This window comes from Micrococcus sp. CS26, from assembly GCF_055522295.1.
In genome coordinates, this window is record NZ_JBVFVY010000001.1 from 147,742 (window position 1) to 166,922 (window position 19,181).

The following is a 19,181-nucleotide window of genomic DNA, read 5'->3' on the forward strand; positions in this document are numbered from 1 at the left end:
CACGGCGTCTCGTAAAACTGTTGGTTTTGGAGACGCTGGTCGCTGCTGCTTGCGCACGCGCGCCGGGTTCGTCCAGCTGTCGTGGAGACGGTTTAGGAGCCGGGATGGAAGAGGTGCTCGATTTTTTCTTTCTTGGCGAGGAGGCCGAGCATGTTGTGTTCGCGTTCGTTACCGAGGTAGGCGGCGGAGGAGCTCCAGCCGCCGTCGACCACGATGTCGGTGCCGGTGATGTAGGAGGAGTCGTCGCTGGCGAGGAACAGCGCGGTCGTGGCAATCTCTTCAGCCTTGCCTGCCCGGCGAAGGAGGATGGTGTTCTCCATCGTCTTCTTGAACTGGTGGTGCATCAGCGGGTTCGCGGTCATCGGTTTGGTCATGTCGGTTTCGATGAAGCCGGGCTGGATGACGTTCACTCGGATGCCCCAGTCGGAGAGCGTGTACGCGGCCGAGCGGGACAGCCCTTCGAGGGCCCATTTTGAGGCGCTGTAGGCGGCGGAGAAGGTGCCTGTGATGCCAGCGACGGAGCCGATGTTGATGATCGATCCGCCCCCGGAGTCCTTCATTAGAGGGGCGCAGGCCTGCATGCCGATCAGGGTGCCGTTGACGTTGACCTCGAAGATGCGGTTCCACTCGGCGACGTCGACGTGGGGGATGACGGTGAGGTCGTTGCTGCCGACGATGTTCAGCAGCACGTGCAACGCTCCTGTTTCGGCCTTGATGGCGGACACAGCAGCATCCCATTGGTCCTGCTTGGTGGTGTCGAGTTCGACGAAGTGGGCGCGGCCTCCGGCGTCGGTGATCTCTTTCACGAGGTTGTTGCCGGGCTCGGGGCGCCGGGCGGCGACGAACACGGTGCCGCCTTCCTTCGCGAAGAGGCGGGCGCTGGCGCGACCCATTCCGCCCGTGCCGCCAGCGATCAATGCGGTCTTGTTCTGCAGTCGCATAAGAGTTGACCTTCCTTTCGTGTTGCCAGTCCGGTCCACCGGAGCTGGTGGGTCTATCGGGCTACGGACAGAGTGAATTGCGGAGACTGCAGCGCCGTCAGGACTCCAAAGAACAGGTGGAAGGCGTGCTCGGTGCCGACCGCTGTTTCCACTCCTCCCAGGTCGAGGATGTCCTGGTCCGACCACCCCAGATCATGCAGGAGCTCACGCACCGTCGCCTTGGCGTCGGGGTCGTCGCCAGAGACGAAGACCATCGGGTTCGCCACCGTGTCGGCAGGGTCGGTCATCATGCTCGTGTTCATCGTGTTCAGGGTCTTCACGACCCGCAGGGCAGGGAAGCGCTCCTGGACGCGGCGGGCGAGGCTGTCGCCCGGGAACAGCAGTTGCCCGTCTGCGCCGACCGGCACCGACGGGTCGAGCAGAATCTTCCCGGTCAGGGCGTCATCGCCGAGAGCATCGAGCGTGTCGAGCACCGCGGCGCCGGGGATCGCGGTGATCACGATGTCCGAGGCTGACACTGCGTCTTGCTGAGTGGCGCTGCCGCTGGCAGGTTCTCGGGAGCCGTAGACGAGGGTGTGTCCGCGGGAGATGAGGCGCTCACCGAGCGTGGTTGCGACACGTCCGGTGCCCAGGATTCCGATCTTCATGGGTTTGTCTCCTTCAGGTCGTGCGGTCGTCTGAGGGTTGCGCGGCGTGCGCCGAGAGGGTGGGCTATTCGATGGTGGATTCGGGCACGTGCATGCTGGGGCGGCTCCGGAAGTGACCGACCAGGGCGAGGATCACGCCGAGCGCAACCCAACCGGTGAGCGTCCACCACTGCTGTGCGCTGCTGGCGTCCGGGAAGTAGCTGAGGGTACGGATCAGGGTGCTCGAGGCGCCCGGCACGAGGAACTGGCCGATCGCCCCCCACGGGGCGGCGAGGAACTGCCACGGGACCGCGGCCGCGGAGAGCGGGATGCCGATGAAGATCGTGACCACTGCGCCGATACCCATGCCGACCCGGCCGAACAGGGAGGTGCAGCCGACGATGAACGCCGAGGTCGCGAGCATCGTCAATCCCATTGCGAGGGCGTTCAGCCAGAAGTCGCCCTGCAGGTAATGGAACCAGGTCTGCATGATGAACGCCAGGATCAACCCCGCAGCCACGGCGAAAGCACCGACCGCGGCAAGGCGGCGCACCGCCCCGACGACGAGCAGGGAGATGAGTACGCCGCCGAGCATGCCGCCGATCGCCAGCGGGAACGACGCGGCCGCGAGCCCGGCGCCGGTGGGATCGGAGCCAGACAGGGGCACAACCGGGGTGACGGCCACCTTGACGGTGGAGGCGTCTCCGCCGGCGGCGGCGACCTGCTCCGCCATCTGCGCCTGCAACTGCGTCGCCACGCCGGTGAGCAGCTGTGCGGCGACCGCGCTGCCGGCCGGTGCGGTCAGCACCTCCGGCGCATCCGCGGGGTTGTCGCCGAGGACGATCGCCCCGTAGGTCTCGCGCGACTCGATCTGCGCCACGGCCTCGTCACGGTCGGCGGCCTCGACGAAGTCGAACGTCCCCGTCTCCCCCAGCGCCGTCTCGAGCGCGGTGACGGATGCGGCGGGACCGGCGACGCTGACCGGCAGGTCGTGGGTGCCGGAGGTCTTGCTCGGCCACAGGAACGCCAGCACCACCACGGCGAGAAGCACCGACGCGACGACGCCGATCAGTACGGCAGCGGGCCATTTCGTGTGCGGTGGGGGCGAGGGGATGGCACTGTCCATGAGGCTGTCTCCAGAGAGTGGGAACGAGGTTGATGCGGCTACCCTAGACCTAATTCCACGCCTGAGGAAATCCTCAGACGTGGAGTACACTGACGCGGTGACCCCGGTGAACGACGACACGACCAGGAAGCGGCCAAGCGGGCGCCGCTCGGGCGACAGCGGCACCCGAGACGCGATCCTCGACGCCGCGAAGGAACTGTTCGCCGAACTCGGCTATGAGGGCGCATCCGTGCGGGCCATCGCCGGTGCCGCCGGGGTCGACCCCGCGCTGATCCGCCACTTCTTCGGCGACAAAGTAGCTCTCTTCGCCAGCACCGTCGCCGATCGGACGACGATCCCGCAGCGGATGGCCGCCGCCCTCGAGGGCGACCCTGCCCAACTCGGCGCCCGCATCACCGACAGCTACCTGCGGATGTGGGAAGAGCCCGACACTCGCGCGATCCTGCTCTCGCTGGTCCGCTCCGCGACGACCTCCGAGCACGCCGCGACCATGCTCCTCGACATCCTCGGAGCACGCCTCCGTGACCAGACGTCAGCGGCCGACGACGAGCGGACGCAGCGCATCGCGATCTCCGCATCGCACCTGCTCGGTGTCGCGATGGCTCGCTACATCGTGAAAGTTCCCCCGATCACGGCGATGTCGCACGACGAGCTCGTGGCACACATCGCCCCGACGATCCAGACCTACCTCACCGGCACCACCACCGCAGTAGACCAGCACAACTAGGAGAACACCATGTCGAAGAAGCAGACCGTTCTACGCACCGGCCTCGGGACCCTGTTCATCGGAGCCGGCATCATCCAAGCCACTCACCGCGAATTCTTCACCGCCCTCATCCCGGAACAGATCGCCGAACATGGCGACCAAGTGCAGGGCGCCGCGACCGTCACCCTCACCGGGATCGGGGCAAGCTTCCTCATCCCGCCCCTCAACCCCATCGCTCGTTGGGCCGCGACCATCATGCTCGCCGGAACTCTTCCCCCTGCGATCGATCAGCTCCGCAACCCCGAAGCGACGGAGAAGCTCGGCATCCCGACCGCCGTCGTCGCACTCCGCATCCCAGCGCAGGTCCTGGTGATCATCGGCGCCTGGTACGCCACCCGCAAATCGAGGTAGCAACCTCCACGCGCGTCTGGGCGACCAGTCATGACGGCGTCAAGCGCCAGACAGCGACCACAAGATGCCGCCACACAAAGATCAACTCCACAGGACCGTTTCTGACGTGATGCTCTCGTGGGCGGACGGGGCGTGTAAAGGGGTATACCCGGCTGGACATCCTGGCGGGCAGATGCCCGATGTCGGCGGCGAGGCCACACCCCACCTTGCCCTGCGACCGGTTACCGGTGGTAATGTGCCGCCATTATTCATTCGACCCCTTATGGAGCCCCTGAATACATGAGCGACGGCCCAGCCGCCTGCCCTGGTGACAGTCCGAGCGTCACCCCCACCCCACCCCGCAGCTGGCGGGGTCGCCTGCACCTCGTGGGGAGGTGACTCAGGCATGGATCCAGTCCTGACACTGATCCTCGGATCCCTCATCATCCTGGCGATCATCGCCGCCAACGGCTTCTTCGTGGCCCAGGAATTCGCGTACATGTCTGTAGACCGCGTCCGCCTGCAGACCGCCGCCAAGGCCGGCGACCGCGCCGCCGCCCGCGCACTGCAGGTCACTCGCCGCACCTCCTTCATGCTCTCCGGCGCGCAGCTGGGGATCACGGTCACAGGCCTCATGGTGGGCTACGTGGCAGAGCCGATGGTGGGTGCGGCCCTGACCGAGTTGCTCGGCGGCACCGCACTGCCTTCTGAAGTGGTCATCGCCATCTCCACGCTGGGCGTACTGGTGGTGGCCACCCTGGTGCAGATGATCATCGGCGAGCTGTACCCCAAGAATTTGGCCATCGCCAACCCCGAGCCCCTGGCCCGCGCTCTGGCCCGGCCCACACAGATCTACCTCGGCCTGTTCGGCTGGCTCATCTGGGTCTTCGACAAGGCGGCCGAGGTGCTGCTCAAGCTCCTGCGCATCGAGCCAGTGCACGACGTCGACAGCACCGCCTCCGCCGAGGACCTGGACCGCATTGCCCTGGACTCCAGAGCTTCCGGATCCTTGCCCGCGGAGGTCTCCGTCCTGATCGACCGGGTGCTGGACTTCCCAGACCAGGACGTGCAGCACGCGATGGTGCCCCGCTCGCGTGTGGACGAGGTTCAGCCCCAGACCTCCCTGGCTCAGGTGCGCGACCTGATGGCCACCGGCCACACCCGCTACCCGGTGATCTCGAACGAACACGAACCGCTCGGGGTAGTCCACCTCACCGACCTGCTCGGTGAGACCCGGATGGCCCCGGACACCCCCGTGTCCGCCCTGATGCGCCCTGCACTGGTGCTGCCCACGATGATGTCCCTGCCCGACGCAGCCCGGGAGCTCGACGGCTCAGGGCAGCAGATGGCGTGCATCGTGGACGAGTTCGGCGGCTTCGTCGGCGTGCTCACAGTGGAAGACCTCGCGGAGGAGCTCGTGGGCGAGCTCACGGACGAGCACGACCTGCACCCCCAGGAGGAGATCACCGCCACAGGCCTGCACTCCTGGGTCCTGAGCGCAGAGGCCCACCTGGACGAGCTCGAGCGCCTCGTCGGGCACCCCCTGCCCGTGACCGAGGCCGAGTCCGCCGCCGGTCTGATCATCGACGCTCTGGGCCGTCTGCCCCGGGAAGGCGAGGTCATCAGGATCGACCTGCCCGAGGACCCACGAGACTTCGGGGCTGAGGAGGTCTACGACCGCCACCTGCAGGTCGAGGTCCTCTCCATCCAACGCAGGGTCCCGGCTCGACTGCGGATCCACCTCATCGAGGTGCCCCGCTCTGACACCGCCGGCAGCCATGCCGCCCACGAGGCCCAGCCCGACGCCACCACGGACGAGGAGCGATGATGCACGGTCCACTGATCGTCATGCTCGTGACCACAGCGCTGATCGTGCTCAGCGCGATCTTCGTCATCATGGAGTTCTCCCTGCTGGGCGCCCGCCGGCACCGGCTGGAGGCCGAGGCAGGACGCAGCCGCGCCGCACGGGCCGCTCTCAAGGGAGTCGACGAGCTGACCCTCATGCTCGCCGCAGCCCAGTTGGGCATCACCTTGTGCACCTTCGCCCTGGGAGCGATCACCAAGCCGGCCGTCGACGCATGGCTCGGCCCCGTCCTGGAGGACTGGGGCATCCCCGCAGCGGCAGCCGGAACCGCCTCCTTCGTCCTGTCCCTTCTGGCCGTGACCTTCCTTCACCTGGTCATCGGGGAGATGGCCCCCAAGTCCTGGGCCATTGCCCATCCCGAGACCGCAGCCAAAGCCGTGGCCGTGCCCGCACGCGCCTTCGTCTGGACCGTTCGCCCCCTGCTGTTGCTGGCCAACCGGCTGGCCAACCGCCTCGTGACGCTCAGCGGCGTCACCCCCGTGGACCAAGCCGCCGTGGGCGGCTACGACGCAGCGGCCATTCGTCAGCTGGTGGAGCACTCCGCAGCCGCCGGGACCCTGGACCCGCAGAAGCATGAAGCCTTGGCCGGTGCATTGGATCTTCAGACCCTCACTCTCGGAGACCTCCTCCCCCAGGGTCAGCACCCGGTCAAGGTCGCCCCCGATGCCGACGTGGAGGCGGTCCAGAATGCCGCTGCGCGCTCGGGACATCTGCGTATCCTGGTCCAGCCGGACCATACCCCGGAGAGCGTTCCGGGCGTCGTTCACGTGCGGGACACCCTCACGATGGAGTCTTCTGCGCCAATCCAGCCGCTTACCCAGCAGGCTCTGACGCTGCCCTCCACCACACCGTTGCACGAAGCACTTGCCTCCATGCGCCGCAACAGCCGCCAGCTGGCCGCAGTGACCCAGGACAACCGGTTCACTGGGGTCGTCACCCTCACCGACGTCTTGCGCGGAGTGTTGCCCCGCGCGGCTTGAGTCCACACCTCGGCAACACCACCGCGGGGGCCGCTGAAACGGCCCCCGCGGTGGTGTGGACAAAGAATCAGAATCGGCACAGTGGCCTCGCCCCCCATTCCGGCCTCAATGGGCTCAGTCATGCTCCGGCTCACGGGGTGCAACGACTGAAGGCTCGTTTCTGGCACGTGCCCCAGACGTCTCCGGCAGCCTCCCCGAGTCGCCTGCCAGGCGGCCGAGAACTGACCGCAAGCAGCTCACTCCAACACCGGCCCCAGCGGGGGTTTGCGGCAGACGTCTTTCACCCTGCCCACGTTGCGCAGTGAACACGGGACGCTCAGGGGTCCTCAGCCCTGGAGGGGTAGGTGCCCCCGATGGCCCGAAGGAGCAGCTCAGACCCCTCGACCTGGCGCACCGGTCAGCACATCAGATGTGCGCGGACCAGATCCTTGATACCCGCTGCCTGGCTGGGCGTCACCGGGTTCGCGGCGGCCTCTCGACGCACCGCCTCGCGGGTCGCTTCAGGCACCCGCACGTTCAGTGCCACGGTCGGCGCGCCACGCCGCGCCGACCCACCAGCTGGTTCTGCGGGGATCACCGCTCCGGGGCTGGGGTTCGGGGTGCCGGGATGGGCTTGCGGCGCCGTGCTCGCAGGCTGAGGTCGGGTTCGGACCACCTCTCGTTCATGCGGTGATTCTTTCGGAGATGACTGCGGCCAGATCGGCGTAGGCGGTGGCGACGGGTTCGTCCTTCTCATAGCGGCCCAACCAGTCGCAGGCCAGACGTGTCTCGGGGACGATGGAGCGGGCGGGCGCCAGGGGGGTGAGCAGCCGCCCGGTCTCGCGCAGCTCCACGACGGCGACGGCCTGGTCCTTGGGGGTGATGCGGTCTCGGTAGTCCGAGACGACGATGCCCACCTCGGTGAGCCGGTCCACAGCTTCCAGCAGGGCCATGGACTGCTGGAACGCGGCCACGCTCCGGCAGGCTCTGTGCACCCCGCCGCAGCCGTCCGAGGTGAGATGGGCCGCAGGGTCACCCCGTCCGCGGCGGTGAGAGCGTTCTGGGTCAGTGGCCAGCCCTGACGGTTCGGGAAGTGGACGACGGACCGAGGAGGCCGCGAGCGAAACGAAGGGCGGGGGCGTCGCGTCTCCGCCTCGACCGTCGGGTCCCCCGCGACGGGGAGGCCCTGATGAGCCCATCCATGACGGCGCGGGGCTGCCGGCGTTCCGGACGGGCCCGGTTGACCGGCCTGCGATCACCCCACCGGCCCCGGGGACAGGGTCCACGTCGAGAGCAGCCGACCCAGCAGGCAGCCCCGCCCGGCCACCCTCAGTCCCGTGGCGTGACCGAGCGCAGCGCGAGCTCGGTGAGGACGGCCGCCTCGAGGGCCTCGCGTCCCTTGTCCTCTCGGGATCCGGGCAGGCCCGCCCGGTCGCGGGCCTGCTGGTCGGTGTCCACGGTGAGCACGCCGAAGCCCACGGGAACGCCGGTGCGCACCGAGACCTCCGTCACGCCCTGGGTCACGGACTGGCACACGTAGTCGAAGTGCGGGGTGTCCCCGCGCACCACGACGCCGAGGACCACGACGACGTCGAAGCGCTCCGCCAGCCGCGCCGCAGCGACGGTGAGCTCGACGGTGCCGGGCACGCGCACGAGCACGGGCTCCAGGCCCAGGTCGGCCGCGGCGGCCTGCGCCCCGGCGATCAGCCCGTCCATGATCTCCGTGTGCCACTGGGCGGCGACGATCGCCACGTTCAGGCCGCTCGCAGCGGCGGGGTCGGGGGTGAAGGTCGGGGCTCCGGCGCCGCTCATGGGGTGTCCTCCTGGTGGGTGGGGTGGGTCGGGTCGGTGGTCGGGTCATCGGCCGGCGTGGCGGGGCCGCCGGTGGCCGTCGGCGGTTCGAGCACGCGGTCCGCCAGGGCGTGGGCCATGCGGTCCCGCTTGGTGCGCAGGTAGACGACGTTGTGCTCGGTGACGGGCGTGGGGGCCGGGACACGCTCGACGACGTCGATGCCGGCCGCCCGCAGCCCCGCGACCTTCGCGGGGTTGTTGGTGACCAGGCGGATGCGCCGATGGCCGGCGGCCGTGAGGACGGCGGCGGCCCCGGCCCAGTCGCGCGCCTCGGCGGGCAGACCGAGGGCGAGGTTGGCCTCGACGGTGTCCATCCCCTCCTCCTGGAGTCGGTAGGCGCGGATCTTGTTGGCCAGGCCGATGCCGCGTCCTTCGTGGCCCCGGAGGTAGAGGACGGCGCCGCCCTCGGCCGCCGCGCGGGCAAGTGCGTCCTCGAGCTGGGGGCCGCAGTCGCAGCGCAGGGAGCCGAGCACGTCGCCGGTGAGGCACTCCGAGTGCACGCGGACGGTGAGGGGACGCTCCGGGTCGGTCTCCCCCGCCACGAGCAGCAGGTGCTCAGCCCCGGTCTCGGCGTCCACGTGCACGCTCACGCGGAACAGGCCGTGCCGGGTCGGCAGGGTGGCCTCGGCGGGGACGGCGGTCAGGGTCGGCGTCGTCTCCTCCAGGTGGGCCACGAGGTCCTCGATGGAGATGAGCACGAGGCCGTGCTCATCGGAGAACTCCCGCAGGGCGGGCAGGCGCATCATGGTGCCGTCGTCGTGGACGAGCTCGGCGATGGCGGCCACGGGCGCGACGCCGGCCAGGCGGCACAGCTCGACGCCGGCCTCGGTGTGGCCGCGGCGGGCCCGGACGCCGCCGGGGACGGCGCGCAGGGGGAACACGTGACCGGGCCGGGTCAGGTCACCGGGGGCGGCACCGGGGTCGGCGAGCACGCGGAGGGTGCGGGTGCGGTCGGCGGCGGAGATGCCGGTGGTGACGCCGGCGGCGGCGTCCACGCTCACGGTGTAGGCGGTCCCCTTGGGGTCCTCGTTGACGGTGGTCATGGGCGGCAGGGCCAGGCGGTCGGCCAGGCCGGCCGGCAGGGGCGCGCAGATGACGCCCGAGGTGTGGCGGACGGTGAAGGCGGTGACCTCGTCCGTGGCCAGGGCGGCCGCGTAGATCAGGTCGCCCTCGTTCTCGCGGTCGGCGTCGTCCACGACGACGACGGGCCGGCCGGCGGCGATCGCGGCGATCGCCGCGGGGACGGGGTCCAGACGGATGTGCTCGCTCACGGGCGGGCCTCCTCGGTGGGTGCGGCGGGGGCGGAGGGGATGAGCGCGAGGCGCTCGGCGTACCGGGCGAGCACGTCGGTCTCGAGGTTGACGCGGTCGCCCGGCCGCAGGGCGCCCAGGGTGGTGGCCTCGAGTGTGGCCGGGATGATGCCGACCTCGAACCAGTGCGCGGCCGCACCCGGGTCGGAGACGGCGGTGACGGTGAGGGAGACGCCCTGCAGGGCGATGGCCCCCTGCGCGGGGACGTAACGCGCCAGGCGGGCGGGCAGGCCGATGCGCAGGGTGGTCCAGGCCCCGTGCGGGGTGACCGCGAGGACCTGGCCGGTCCCGTCCACGTGGCCCTGGACCACGTGCCCGTCCAGGTGGTCGGTGGGGCGCAGACAGCGCTCGAGGTTGACCCGGTCCCCCGGGGCGCGGTCGCCGAGGCTGGTCATCCGCAGCGTCTGGCCCATGAGGTCGGCACGGAACACGCCGGGGCGCCCCGTGGGCTCGTCGAGGGCCGTGAGGCACACGCCGTCGACGGCGAGCGAGCCGCCGGCGGGCAGCCCGTCGAGGGCGCCGCCGGCGTCGAGGGTCAGCAGGGCGGTGTCGGCGGCCGCGTCGTGCTCGAGGGCGACGACGGTGCCGAGATGGGTGACGATGCCGGTGAACACTCAGTCCTCCTGGAAACGGGTCGGGGCGGGGGCGGTGGGCAGGCGCGGGGCCGGCACCGGGCTCAGGTGGGTCCAGACGTCGTCCCCGAGGGCACGGACGGGGCCACCCTCCGCGGGGTCGGGGTGCCAGCGCAGTGCCTCGGACAGCGTGGCGACGTCCAGGCCGGCGACGGCGGCGCGGCCCGGGCCGAGCAGCAGGGGCGCGGTGTAGACCATGAGCTCGTCCACGAGGCCGGCGCGCAGCCACGCGCCGAGCACGCGGGGCCCGCCCTCGATGAGCACGTGCTCGGCACGGCGGCCGTGGGGCCAGGGCCCGGGGTGGGCGGCGAGCGCGGCGAGGACGGCGTGCGGATCGTGGTCGGGCACGTGCAGCAGGACCGGGTGGGCGCGCAGGGCGGCGCCGTCGGGCACGGGCCGGTGGCCCTGGACGACGGGCACGGGCTGGTGCGCGAGTTCGGCGCCGGCGGCGTCACGGGCGGTGAGGCGGGGGTCGTCGGCCAGGACGGTCCCCGTGCCGACGACGATGGCGTCGACGCGGGAGCGCACCTCGTGGGCGTGGACGCGGGAGTCCGGGCCGGTGATCCACTGGCTCGTGCCGTCGGCGGCCGCGGCGTGGCCGTCGAGGGACTGGGCGAGGTGCCCGGTCACCCACGGGCGGCCTGCGTCGCGGACCTCGCGCCAGCGGGCGGTGAGTGCGAGCGCGGCCTCCTCGCCGGTGGGGCCGGTGACGCGCACCCCGTGCGCGGCGAGGCGGGCCGCGCCGCCGCCGTCGTGGCCGGTGGGGTCCGCGACGGCGTAGCGCAGTGCACCGATCCCCGCGTCCAGGACGGCCTGCGAGCAGGGGCCGGTGCTGCCGGTGTGGTCGCAGGGCTCAAGGGTGACGTGCAGCGTCAGGCCGGCGGGGTCGAGGGCGGCCAGGGCCGGATCCGTGGTGCGGGCGGCCCGCCAGCGGGTCAGGGCGTCGACCTCGGCGTGGGCGGTCCCCCGTCCACGGTGGTGGCCGACGGCCAGGACGCGGCCGGCCTCGTCGGTCAGGACGGCCCCGACGAGGGGGTTGGCGCCGCGCACACCGCGCAGCGCGGCGCGGACGGCGAGGTCCATGGGGTCGGCGGACGGGGTCTCAGCGGCGCTCATCGGGCGACGTCCCCCTCGGGGCCGTCCGGCAGCAGCGTCTCCACGGCGGGCTTGTCCCGGTCTGTGGCGCGCAGCCACACGAAGAAGCCGATCAGGGTGAAGGCGCCGTAGAAGGCGTACATCACGGCCGAGGCGTAGTAGCCGGTGCTCCACAGCAGGGGCACGCCGACGACGTCCACGGCCACCCAGATCAGCCAGAACTCCACCCAGCCGCGCGCCATGCCGTAGGTCGCCAGCAGCGATCCCACGAACGTCCAGGCGTCCGCCCACACCGGCTCCCACGAACCCAGCGCGCGGAACACCGGGGTGAGGGCGACGGTGCCGACCGCCATGGCCGTCACGAGGAACACGCGCCCGCGCCAGCCGGCCCACTCCGGGGTGATGGCGGGAGCGTCCTCGGCGTGGCCCCGGCGGGCCTGACGCCAGCGCGCCCAGCCGTAGACGGAGACGGCGATGAACATGACCTGTCGGCCGGCCTGGCCGAGCAGGGTGGCGTGATCGGCCCCCGTGAACAGGGAGGCGAGGAAGACCGTCAGCAGGATGAGGTTGCCGAGGATGCCCACGGGCCAGGCCCAGACCCTGCGCGCCATGCCGCCCAGGGCGGAGGCGAGGCCGAAGACGTTGCCCAGCACCTCGCGCATGAGCAGGCCGCCGCCGGCGACCGGGATGGTCCAGTTGAACGCGTCCACCAGCCAGTCCATGACCGTGACACCACCTCCTCGGATCGGGACTCCGAGGGGTGCGCTCCGCAGCCCTCCCGCGCCGGGCGCGGAACGGCTCCGCCGCGTGCCTCTCCCATCCCGACTGTACGGTCGACACCGGAATTCCACCGGTCAGGCCGCTCGGCACCGCCTCGGATGAGGACGGGCCGCGCGGTTAGCGGGCTGTCACCGCCGGTGCGGACTTCCACCGCATCTCGGAGCACGTTGCTGTCCAGCAGTATCGCACGCCCGGCCGGCCGCGCATGCCGGACGTCGCCGGACGTCGCCGGACGACGCCGGGCGACGTCCGGCGCGGCGGGCGGGCGACGGCGTCGCCGGGCTCAGTGGCAGGCGCGGGCGGCGGCGGTGCGCAGGCCGGCGAGCGCGGCGTCGGGGTCCTCGGCGCCGAACACCGCGGAGCCGGCCACGAACACGTCGGCCCCGGCCTCGGCCGCGCGTTCGATGGTCTCGCGGTTCACGCCGCCGTCGACCTGGAGGGCCAGCGGGGCGGGCCCGCCGTCGAGGGCGCGGCGGGCCCGGCGGATCTTCGGCAGCACGACGTCGAGGAACGCCTGCCCCCCGAAGCCGGGCTCCACGGTCATCAGCAGAAGCATGTCCAGCTCCGGGAGCATGTCCAGGTAGGGCTCGACCGCGGTCGCCGGCCGCAGCGCCATGCCGGCCCTCGCTCCGGCCGCGCGCAGCTCCCGGGCCAGCCGGACGGGCGCGGCCGAGGCCTCGGCGTGGAAGGTGACGGACTCGGCCCCCGCCTCCGCGTAGCCGGGCGCCCAGCGGTCGGCGTCCTCGATCATCAGGTGGATGTCCAGCGGCAGGTCGGTGGCGCGTCGGATCGCCTCGACCACGGGCAGGCCGAGGGTGAGGTTCGGGACGAAGTGGTTGTCCATGACGTCCACGTGCACCGCGTCTGCGCTGGGGATGCGGGCCAGCTCGTCGGCGAGGCGGGCGAAGTCCGCGGACAGGATCGAGGGGTGCAGGCGCGGGGCGCGGGCGGTCATGGGCGGGTCCTCTCGGTCAGGCGCCGGGGGCGCGCAGCAGGGCCAGGAACATGGCGTCGGTGCCGTGCCGGTGCGGCCAGAGCTGGGCCGTGCGGGCGACCACATCGGCTGGCTCCGGCGCGCCGGCGGGTTCGGCCTCGTCCAGGCGCAGGTCGTCAAGCGCGACGGTGTCGAGGGCGGTGCGGGCGTCGAGCAGCTCCAGCTCGGGGTGGCGGCGCACGAGGTCCTGGACCTGGACGACGGTCTCCGCGACGTGCGGGGAGCAGGTGACATAGGCGAGCACGCCGCCGGGGGCGAGGACGGAGACCGCCGCGTCGAGCAGCTCGGCCTGCAGGCCGGTGAGCTCGGCGAGGTCGGCCGGGGTGCGGCGCCAGCGCGACTCGGGTCGGCGGCGCAGCGCACCGAGGCCGGTGCAGGGGGCGTCCACGAGGACGCGGTCGAACGCCGGGGCCGCCTCGGGGGCGTCGGCGATCGTGCGACCGTCCCCGGTCCGGACGGTCCAGGCGTCGGCGGGCACGGCGGCGAGTGCCTGCCGGACGAGGTCGGCGCGGTGCGGGGCGACCTCGTTGGCCACGAGCGTCGCCCCCCGCTCGGCGGCGAGGGCGGCCAGCAGGGCCGCCTTGCCGCCAGGGCCGGCGCACAGGTCGAGCCAGCGCTCGGCCCGCCCCTCGGCCGCGGGGACGGGTGCCTGGGCCAGGGCACGGGCGGTGAGCTGGGAGCCGGCGTCCTGGACGCGGAGCACGCCCTCGCGCACCCCGGGCAGACGGCCGGCATCGCCGCCGGAGTGCAGGGCGGAGTCCGGGGCCAGCGGCCCGGGTTCGGCGCCGTCGTCGAGGGCCGCGGCGAGCGCCTCGGCCCCACCGGCCACGGGCAGGGCGACGAGGTTGACCACGGGCGGGGCGTTGTCCGCCTCGAGCAGGGCGGCCAGCTCGGCGTCGCGGTCGGCGATGTGGCGGGTGCCGCGGTGGGCGGCCAGGGCCTGGCGCAGCGCGCGGACGATCCACACCGGGTGCGAGGCACGGACGGCCAGGGCGGCGTCGCCGCCGTCGGCAGGGGCGACGTCGGCCAGCCACTCCTCGAGGGGGCGTTCGGCAACCCGACGCAGCACCGCGTTCACGAACCCGGAGGCGCCGGCCCCGATCTCGGCGCGCACGAGGGAGACGGTGGCGTCGAGGGCGGCGTGGGCGGGCACGCGCATGCCCAGCAGCTGGTGGGCGCCGAGCCGCAGGGCGTCGAGCACGGGTGGGTCGATCTTCTCGAGCGGGCGGTCCACGCAGCGGGTCAGGATCGCGTCGTACAGGCCGAGCCCGCGCAGGGTGCCGTAGGCGAGTTCGGTGGCGAAGCCGGCGTCGCGCCGGTCGAGGCGGGCCTGGCGGATGCGCGCCGGGAGGACCAGGTTCGCGTACGCGTCCTCGGCATGGACGGAGCGGACCACCCCGAACGCGACGCGGCGCGCCGGGTCAGCGGTGCGGGAGCGCTGCGACGGCGCCTGCGCCGAGTACTTCCGCCCGGCGCCGGAGCGACCCCGGTTGCGGGTGCGCCCCTGCGCATCCCGGCGGTCCTGGGGGTCCGCCCGGGGTGCGCGGCCGCGTTCTCCGCGGGCCCCTCGCTCGCCCCGGCCCTGTCCTGGCTGTCTCTCGCGGCTCATGCGCGCGCCTCCTCGTCCTGTGCCGTGGCGTTCCGCGCGGCCTCGCGTGCCGCGGCCCGGGCGGCGGCCTCCCGGCGGGCCTGTTCTTCGTGGTGGGCGAGCGCCTCCCCGGCCAGCAGCGCGGCCCCGGCGGCGGCGCCGCGCGCCCAGTCGGCGGCCGGCATCAGCTTCCTGCCCGCCGGCTGGACTCGGGAGAGCCGGACGGCCCCGCCGGCGGTGCGCAGCCAGGCGGCCTTCGCGGCCACCAGGATCTGCCCGGGAGCCGCGGCATCGAGGGCGGAGGGCCAGCCGTCGTCGCCGGCGCTGACCGGGGCGACGCCGTCGAGCTTGAAACGGGCCGGGGCGGCGCCGTCGTCGGCGGTCAGCCAGCCCCAGGCGCCGGGCTCGGGGGTGACGCCGTTGATCCGGGCGGCCACCTCGGCCGCCGGGCGGGCGGGGTCCACCAGGCCGTCTGCGGCCGTGAGCTTCGGCGCGTGGGTGGGTTCGCCGCGCTGGGGCGTGGCGGTCGCGGTGCCGTCCGCCAGGCGGTCGAGCACGTCGATCACGAGCGGGCCGCCGCGCTCGGCGAGGTCGGTGAGCACGGCCCCGGCGGTCTCGTCGGCCGCGACGGGGCGGGTGAGCCGGGCGAAGACGGGCCCGGTGTCCAGGCCCTCCTCGAGCTGGAACACGTCGGCGGCGATCTCGGTCTCCCCGGCCATCACGGCGCGCTGGACGGGGGCGGCGCCGCGGTAGGCCGGCAGCGCGGAGAAGTGCAGGTTGAGCCAGCCGTGACGGGGGATCTGCAGGGCCTCGACGGGCACGAGCGCCCCGTAGGCGACGACGACGGCCACGTCCGCCTCGAGCACCCGGATCGCCTGGAGGGCATCGGCGCCCTCGGGTCCGCGGAGTCGGTCGGCCTTGAGCACGGGCAGGCCGGCCTCCTCTGCCGTGACCGCGACCGGCGACGGGGTCAGCACCCGCCGGCGCCCGACCGGGGCGTCCGGCCGGGTGAGCACGCCGACGACCTCGTGGGGCGAGTCGAGCAGGGCGCGCAGCACGGGCACGGCGGTCTCGGGCGTGCCGGCGTAGAGCACGCGCAGGGGCGTCGGGGCGGTCATCGGGCGGCTCCTGTTCCGGCGGCGGGGACGGCGGGGGCGCCGAAGACCGAGCTGACGGCGGCCGCGCGCGCGGCCCCGATGCGACGAGCGGCGCGGTCCACCTCGCCGGCGCGCATGCGGCGGCGGGCCTCACGGCGTTCCTCGCCGTCGAGGCGGTCGACGTAGAGGATCCCGTCGAGGTGGTCGGTCTCGTGCTGGAGGCAGCGGGCGAGCAGGCCGGTCCCCCGGTGCTCCACCGGGTTCCCGTCGACGTCGGTGCCGCGGACGACGGCCTCCGCGGCGCGCGCCGGGTGGTAGCGCAGCCCGGGCACGGACAGACACCCTTCGCCCGGCTCCCGCAGCGCCTGCCCGGCGGTCTCGAGCACGGGATTGACCACATGCCCGGCGACGCCGGCGACGTCGAACACGAAGACGCGCAGACCCACGCCCACCTGGGGTGCGGCCAGGCCCACGCCCCCGACGGCGTGCATCGTCGCGATCATGTCCGCCACGAGGGCGCGCACGTCCGCGCCCGCGGGCACGGGCGACGCGGCGGTGCGCAGGACGGGGTCGGGGACGGTGCGGACGGGCAGGACGGTCACGCCGTCACCCTATCGCCGCCCTCGGCGGCGGACGCCGGGCGCGACGACGACCCGTCGGGCGCCACGTCCGGGGCGGCATGGGAGCCGCCGCCGAACGCCGCGGCACGCACGGCCTGCAGGCCGGTGGCCGCCGACGCCGGGACCGACGGCGGAGGCGGGCCGATGACGCGGAGCGCGGGGCCGGCGTCGTCCACGGCCTGCGCGTGCTTCCAGACCTGGCGCAGGGCCCAGAACTTGTGCCAGTGGCGGGGCAGCACGCCCGGGTTGGCCTGGTGCACGGCGACCTCAGTCTCCCCCAGGGCGACGCCGAGCAGCATCTCGGCCTGGCCGTGCCGCCACTCCTCCCAGGTGCCAGCCTCGGGATCCACGAGGGACTCCTCCGCCTTCAGGCCGGCGGTCAGCTGCATGACCACCTTGGGGTCGAGCGCCTTGACCCGTCCGTCCCGCCCCGTGCCCTTCGTCTTGTAGTCGATCAGGCACAGCCGGCCGCCGATCCGGGCGACGAGGTCCAGCGTGCCCGCGTAGCCCACCGTGTGGTTCCAGACGGTGATCTCGGCCGCGATCGGCCGGACGTCGTAGAGGTCCCACCACTCGTCGAAGCGGTCCGCGTAGGCGCCCTCGCCGTGCTCGATCAGCCGGGCCCGGGCCTCCGCCATGGTGTGGGGGCGGCCGAGGGCGCGCTGGGCCACCTGCTCGGCGTAGTCGTGCACGCGGTCCCCGCGCTCGGCCGCGGCGTCCCGGTAGCGGGCGGCGGCGTCGGCGGACTGCCGGGCCACCTGCTTCAGGCGCGCCGCGGAGCCCACGGATTCCGCCAGGCGCGGATCCTGGGTCACGGACTGGGCCGCCATCCACCCGACCCAGCCGTCCAGGTCCGTCTTCTCCATGCCGATCACGGTGGTGATGGACGGGACCTCGGGCAGGCCCGAGAGGGAGCGCGCGTACATGCGTCCGTGGGGGGTCTGATGCGCGAGGCGTGGCTGGGTCATGGTCAGCCATTCTGGCAGGGTCCCCGGACCCCCGACGGGGTGGCCCGACACGCCTCCGGACGCCGATTTTGCATCCGGGCGGAGATGGCCTAGAGTTCTTTCTCGTTGGAAAACGCAGGTGAGCGGCTCAGAGGAGCGGATCCCGGCGGCACCGACACGCGGATGTAGCTCAGTTGGCTAGAGCGCCACCTTGCCAAGGTGGAGGTCGCGAGTTCGAATCTCGTCATCCGCTCGCTCAACCTTCACCCCTGGTCGGGTGGCCGAGAGGCGAGGCAGCGGCCTGCAAAGCCGTATACGCGGGTTCGAATCCCGTCCCGACCTCGCAGGCTTCTCCGACCGGGAGTGGCGGCATGTTCACCACCTCTTCGGAGGTGGACGAGCGCGATTGGCGCAGCGGTAGCGCGCTTCCCTGACACGGAAGAGGTCACTGGTTCGAACCCAGTATCGCGCACGGAGACGATCCGTGAGGATCGACTCAGGCGGATGTAGCTCAGTTGGCTAGAGCGCCACCTTGCCAAGGTGGAGGTCGCGAGTTCGAATCTCGTCATCCGCTCCCACGCGAAGGGCCCCTCCTGGCGGAGGGGCCCTTCGTCGTTCCGGGGCGTGCGGTCGGCCTCGTGCTCGGAGCACGGACGCCGACCATCGGACGGGATCAGAGCCGCGGGCCGTCCACCCGCCAGTAGCCGCTGAACATGATCGCGCGCTTCGGTGCGATGCCGCGGCGGACGATCACCCGCCGCGCCGCCGTCGCGAGCGACTGCTCGCCGCACGCCCACACGTGGTCGCGGGGCGCGGCGGGGAGGTCCTCGAGGTGCGGCGTGAGCAGGGCGCCCGGCACGGCGTCTCCGCGGTGCAGGACCGTGAGCGTGGCGCCCTCCGGGACCTCGAGGGCGGGGACGTGGTCACGGCCGGGCACCTCCAGGACGACGTCCATCCGGCCCCCGCGCGGCGTGCGACGCTGCGCGGCGAGGGCGGCGGCGATGCTCGGGACTGCGGTCTCGTCCCCCACCACGAGGTGCGACTCCCCCGCCGCCGGCAGACGATAGGCGCCCGTCCCGGTGCGGAAGCCGGCGACGTCGCCCGGACGTGCGGTGCGCGCCCACGTGCCGGCGGGGCCCGCATGGTCGTGCACGACGACGTCGACGTCGATCTCACCGACGGAGGGCCGGTGCTCGGCGACCGTGTACCACCGCAGATCCGGCCGCACGTCCTCGGGGATCCGCCCGACCGCTCGCCGCGCATTGAGCGCCGCGGGATCGGGCATCACGAGCGCCCGCCCCGGGGGCGGGGTGAGCAGCCCGAAGTACTCGTCGCAGCCCTGCGGGGTGAACGTGCGGAACTCCTCCGCGGCGAACGTGAGACGACGCAGCCGGGGGGCGAGCAGCCACGTGGCGCGGACCGTCATGGTCCACTGCGGATACTCGTCGCGGTCAACGGGCATCGCCTGGCCGAGGGCCGCGAGCCCGCGGTAGGCCTTCATCTGCAGGGCCTCGACACGCGAGGGACGGGCGGCAGGCGGGGGGAGGACGGAGGAGCTCGTCATCCGGTCAGCATAGGTGAGCCTCACCTTTGCTGGAGTCCTCCCTTTGAATACGTCACGTCATTGTTGCGTATTTGCTTTCTTAGGTAAGGCT

20 protein-coding genes, 4 tRNA genes and 1 riboswitch are annotated in these 19,181 nt (G+C 72.6%); of the genes, 8 read left to right on the forward strand and 16 right to left on the reverse strand.

Annotated elements, in window-relative coordinates; all coding sequences use genetic code 11:
* Positions 1–92: 92 nt before the first annotated feature.
* From ACZ1IK_RS00650 to ACZ1IK_RS00660, 3 genes are all read right to left on the reverse strand, one after another.
* Entirely contained in the window at positions 93–941 is an 849-nt protein-coding gene (locus ACZ1IK_RS00650) for an SDR family NAD(P)-dependent oxidoreductase (protein ID WP_080695846.1), read from the reverse strand.
* A 53-nt stretch (positions 942–994) separates the two neighbouring features.
* Complete coding sequence (locus ACZ1IK_RS00655; protein WP_101963415.1) at positions 995–1,588, reverse strand: NADPH-dependent F420 reductase; 594 nt, start codon at positions 1,586–1,588, stop codon at positions 995–997.
* 64 nt (positions 1,589–1,652) lie between these two features.
* Entirely contained in the window at positions 1,653–2,693 is a 1,041-nt protein-coding gene (locus ACZ1IK_RS00660) for a hypothetical protein (RefSeq protein WP_119217310.1), read from the reverse strand.
* A gap of 97 nt (positions 2,694–2,790) precedes the next feature.
* Here ACZ1IK_RS00660 and ACZ1IK_RS00665 point away from each other — a divergent pair, with 97 nt between their 5' ends.
* The 4 genes from ACZ1IK_RS00665 to ACZ1IK_RS00680 all read left to right on the forward strand — a co-directional run bounded on the left by ACZ1IK_RS00665 (position 2,791) and on the right by ACZ1IK_RS00680 (position 6,633).
* Positions 2,791–3,420 (forward strand): TetR/AcrR family transcriptional regulator, encoded by a 630-nt coding sequence (locus tag ACZ1IK_RS00665; RefSeq protein ID WP_276319606.1) that lies wholly within the window; start codon positions 2,791–2,793, stop codon positions 3,418–3,420.
* 9 nt (positions 3,421–3,429) lie between these two features.
* Positions 3,430–3,810: a hypothetical protein gene (locus ACZ1IK_RS00670; protein ID WP_036313258.1), complete on the forward strand. Its 381-nt coding sequence runs from the start codon at positions 3,430–3,432 to the stop codon at positions 3,808–3,810.
* A 385-nt stretch (positions 3,811–4,195) separates the two neighbouring features.
* The gene (locus tag ACZ1IK_RS00675) at positions 4,196–5,617 is read left to right on the forward strand and encodes a hemolysin family protein (protein ID WP_101965474.1); all 1,422 of its coding nucleotides are present in this window, start codon (positions 4,196–4,198) and stop codon (positions 5,615–5,617) included.
* Complete coding sequence (locus tag ACZ1IK_RS00680) at positions 5,617–6,633, forward strand: CNNM domain-containing protein (protein ID WP_036313252.1); 1,017 nt, start codon at positions 5,617–5,619, stop codon at positions 6,631–6,633. Before ACZ1IK_RS00675 ends, ACZ1IK_RS00680 begins: the two co-directional genes overlap by 1 nt.
* Positions 6,634–7,030: 397 nt before the next feature.
* Here the strand turns inward: ACZ1IK_RS00680 and ACZ1IK_RS00685 are convergent, their stop codons facing one another.
* From ACZ1IK_RS00685 to ACZ1IK_RS00740, 12 genes are all read right to left on the reverse strand, one after another.
* Complete coding sequence (locus ACZ1IK_RS00685; protein ID WP_257962973.1) at positions 7,031–7,159, reverse strand: hypothetical protein; 129 nt, start codon at positions 7,157–7,159, stop codon at positions 7,031–7,033.
* A gap of 136 nt (positions 7,160–7,295) precedes the next feature.
* The gene (locus ACZ1IK_RS00690) at positions 7,296–7,586 is read right to left on the reverse strand and encodes a hypothetical protein (RefSeq protein WP_235187721.1); all 291 of its coding nucleotides are present in this window, start codon (positions 7,584–7,586) and stop codon (positions 7,296–7,298) included.
* 355 nt (positions 7,587–7,941) lie between these two features.
* A complete protein-coding gene (gene ribH, locus ACZ1IK_RS00695) occupies positions 7,942–8,424 on the reverse strand; it encodes a 6,7-dimethyl-8-ribityllumazine synthase (protein WP_036383758.1) in 483 nt (160 codons plus the stop codon).
* Entirely contained in the window at positions 8,421–9,734 is a 1,314-nt protein-coding gene (locus tag ACZ1IK_RS00700) for a bifunctional 3,4-dihydroxy-2-butanone-4-phosphate synthase/GTP cyclohydrolase II (RefSeq protein WP_020624533.1), read from the reverse strand. The genes ribH and ACZ1IK_RS00700 overlap by 4 nt, the downstream gene beginning before the upstream one ends.
* Positions 9,731–10,387, reverse strand: a complete 657-nt coding sequence (locus ACZ1IK_RS00705; RefSeq protein ID WP_036341523.1) for a riboflavin synthase — start codon at positions 10,385–10,387, stop codon at positions 9,731–9,733. Before ACZ1IK_RS00705 ends, ACZ1IK_RS00700 begins: the two co-directional genes overlap by 4 nt.
* Positions 10,388–11,521, reverse strand: coding sequence for a bifunctional diaminohydroxyphosphoribosylaminopyrimidine deaminase/5-amino-6-(5-phosphoribosylamino)uracil reductase RibD (ribD, locus tag ACZ1IK_RS00710; protein WP_465098214.1), 1,134 nt, complete (start codon positions 11,519–11,521; stop codon positions 10,388–10,390). It lies immediately after the preceding gene.
* The gene (gene pnuC / locus ACZ1IK_RS00715; RefSeq protein ID WP_004167571.1) at positions 11,518–12,222 is read right to left on the reverse strand and encodes a nicotinamide riboside transporter PnuC; all 705 of its coding nucleotides are present in this window, start codon (positions 12,220–12,222) and stop codon (positions 11,518–11,520) included. The genes ribD and pnuC overlap by 4 nt, the downstream gene beginning before the upstream one ends.
* Positions 12,223–12,304: 82 nt before the next feature.
* A riboswitch (FMN riboswitch) is annotated at positions 12,305–12,449 on the reverse strand.
* A 114-nt stretch (positions 12,450–12,563) separates the two neighbouring features.
* On the reverse strand, positions 12,564–13,235 hold the full coding sequence (gene rpe, locus ACZ1IK_RS00720) for a ribulose-phosphate 3-epimerase (RefSeq protein WP_095695670.1): 672 nt from the start codon (positions 13,233–13,235) through the stop codon (positions 12,564–12,566).
* Between the two features lie 16 nt (positions 13,236–13,251).
* Entirely contained in the window at positions 13,252–14,883 is a 1,632-nt protein-coding gene (locus tag ACZ1IK_RS00725) for an RsmB/NOP family class I SAM-dependent RNA methyltransferase (protein WP_251679459.1), read from the reverse strand.
* Complete coding sequence (locus ACZ1IK_RS00730) at positions 14,880–15,980, reverse strand: methionyl-tRNA formyltransferase (protein ID WP_095695668.1); 1,101 nt, start codon at positions 15,978–15,980, stop codon at positions 14,880–14,882. Before ACZ1IK_RS00730 ends, ACZ1IK_RS00725 begins: the two co-directional genes overlap by 4 nt.
* Positions 15,977–16,561: a peptide deformylase gene (gene def / locus ACZ1IK_RS00735; RefSeq protein ID WP_251679458.1), complete on the reverse strand. Its 585-nt coding sequence runs from the start codon at positions 16,559–16,561 to the stop codon at positions 15,977–15,979. The genes ACZ1IK_RS00730 and def overlap by 4 nt, the downstream gene beginning before the upstream one ends.
* On the reverse strand, positions 16,558–17,547 hold the full coding sequence (locus tag ACZ1IK_RS00740; protein ID WP_036383776.1) for a PD-(D/E)XK nuclease family protein: 990 nt from the start codon (positions 17,545–17,547) through the stop codon (positions 16,558–16,560). The genes def and ACZ1IK_RS00740 overlap by 4 nt, the downstream gene beginning before the upstream one ends.
* A gap of 158 nt (positions 17,548–17,705) precedes the next feature.
* On the opposite strand from ACZ1IK_RS00740, the gene ACZ1IK_RS00745 reads away from it, so the two are divergent.
* The 4 genes from ACZ1IK_RS00745 to ACZ1IK_RS00760 all read left to right on the forward strand — a co-directional run bounded on the left by ACZ1IK_RS00745 (position 17,706) and on the right by ACZ1IK_RS00760 (position 18,100).
* Positions 17,706–17,779 (forward strand) — tRNA-Gly (locus tag ACZ1IK_RS00745).
* An 18-nt stretch (positions 17,780–17,797) separates the two neighbouring features.
* Positions 17,798–17,868 (forward strand) — tRNA-Cys (locus tag ACZ1IK_RS00750).
* A 58-nt stretch (positions 17,869–17,926) separates the two neighbouring features.
* Positions 17,927–17,998: transfer RNA gene (locus tag ACZ1IK_RS00755), tRNA-Val, on the forward strand.
* Between the two features lie 28 nt (positions 17,999–18,026).
* Positions 18,027–18,100 (forward strand) — tRNA-Gly (locus ACZ1IK_RS00760).
* A 99-nt stretch (positions 18,101–18,199) separates the two neighbouring features.
* Here the strand turns inward: ACZ1IK_RS00760 and ACZ1IK_RS00765 are convergent.
* Positions 18,200–19,090, reverse strand: coding sequence for a siderophore-interacting protein (locus ACZ1IK_RS00765; protein WP_049147987.1), 891 nt, complete (start codon positions 19,088–19,090; stop codon positions 18,200–18,202).
* Between the last annotated feature and the right edge of the window lie 91 nt (positions 19,091–19,181).

Excerpts from the sequence above, each read along its gene's own strand:
- ACZ1IK_RS00650 (WP_080695846.1), bottom strand. The coding sequence starts at position 941 with ATGCGACTGCAGAACAAGACCGCATTGATCGCTGGCGGCACGGGCGGA.
- ACZ1IK_RS00655 (WP_101963415.1), bottom strand. The coding sequence starts at position 1,588 with ATGAAGATCGGAATCCTGGGCACCGGACGTGTCGCAACCACGCTCGGT.
- ACZ1IK_RS00660 (WP_119217310.1), bottom strand. The coding sequence starts at position 2,693 with ATGGACAGTGCCATCCCCTCGCCCCCACCGCACACGAAATGGCCCGCT.
- ACZ1IK_RS00670 (WP_036313258.1), top strand. The coding sequence starts at position 3,430 with ATGTCGAAGAAGCAGACCGTTCTACGCACCGGCCTCGGGACCCTGTTC.
- ACZ1IK_RS00675 (WP_101965474.1), top strand. The coding sequence starts at position 4,196 with ATGGATCCAGTCCTGACACTGATCCTCGGATCCCTCATCATCCTGGCG.
- ACZ1IK_RS00680 (WP_036313252.1), top strand. The coding sequence starts at position 5,617 with ATGCACGGTCCACTGATCGTCATGCTCGTGACCACAGCGCTGATCGTG.
- ribH (WP_036383758.1), bottom strand. The coding sequence starts at position 8,424 with ATGAGCGGCGCCGGAGCCCCGACCTTCACCCCCGACCCCGCCGCTGCG.
- ribD (WP_465098214.1), bottom strand. The coding sequence starts at position 11,521 with ATGAGCGCCGCTGAGACCCCGTCCGCCGACCCCATGGACCTCGCCGTC.
- pnuC (WP_004167571.1), bottom strand. The coding sequence starts at position 12,222 with ATGGACTGGCTGGTGGACGCGTTCAACTGGACCATCCCGGTCGCCGGC.
- rpe (WP_095695670.1), bottom strand. The coding sequence starts at position 13,235 with ATGACCGCCCGCGCCCCGCGCCTGCACCCCTCGATCCTGTCCGCGGAC.
- ACZ1IK_RS00725 (WP_251679459.1), bottom strand. The coding sequence starts at position 14,883 with ATGAGCCGCGAGAGACAGCCAGGACAGGGCCGGGGCGAGCGAGGGGCC.
- ACZ1IK_RS00730 (WP_095695668.1), bottom strand. The coding sequence starts at position 15,980 with ATGACCGCCCCGACGCCCCTGCGCGTGCTCTACGCCGGCACGCCCGAG.
- ACZ1IK_RS00740 (WP_036383776.1), bottom strand. The coding sequence starts at position 17,547 with ATGACCCAGCCACGCCTCGCGCATCAGACCCCCCACGGACGCATGTAC.
- ACZ1IK_RS00765 (WP_049147987.1), bottom strand. The coding sequence starts at position 19,090 with ATGACGAGCTCCTCCGTCCTCCCCCCGCCTGCCGCCCGTCCCTCGCGT.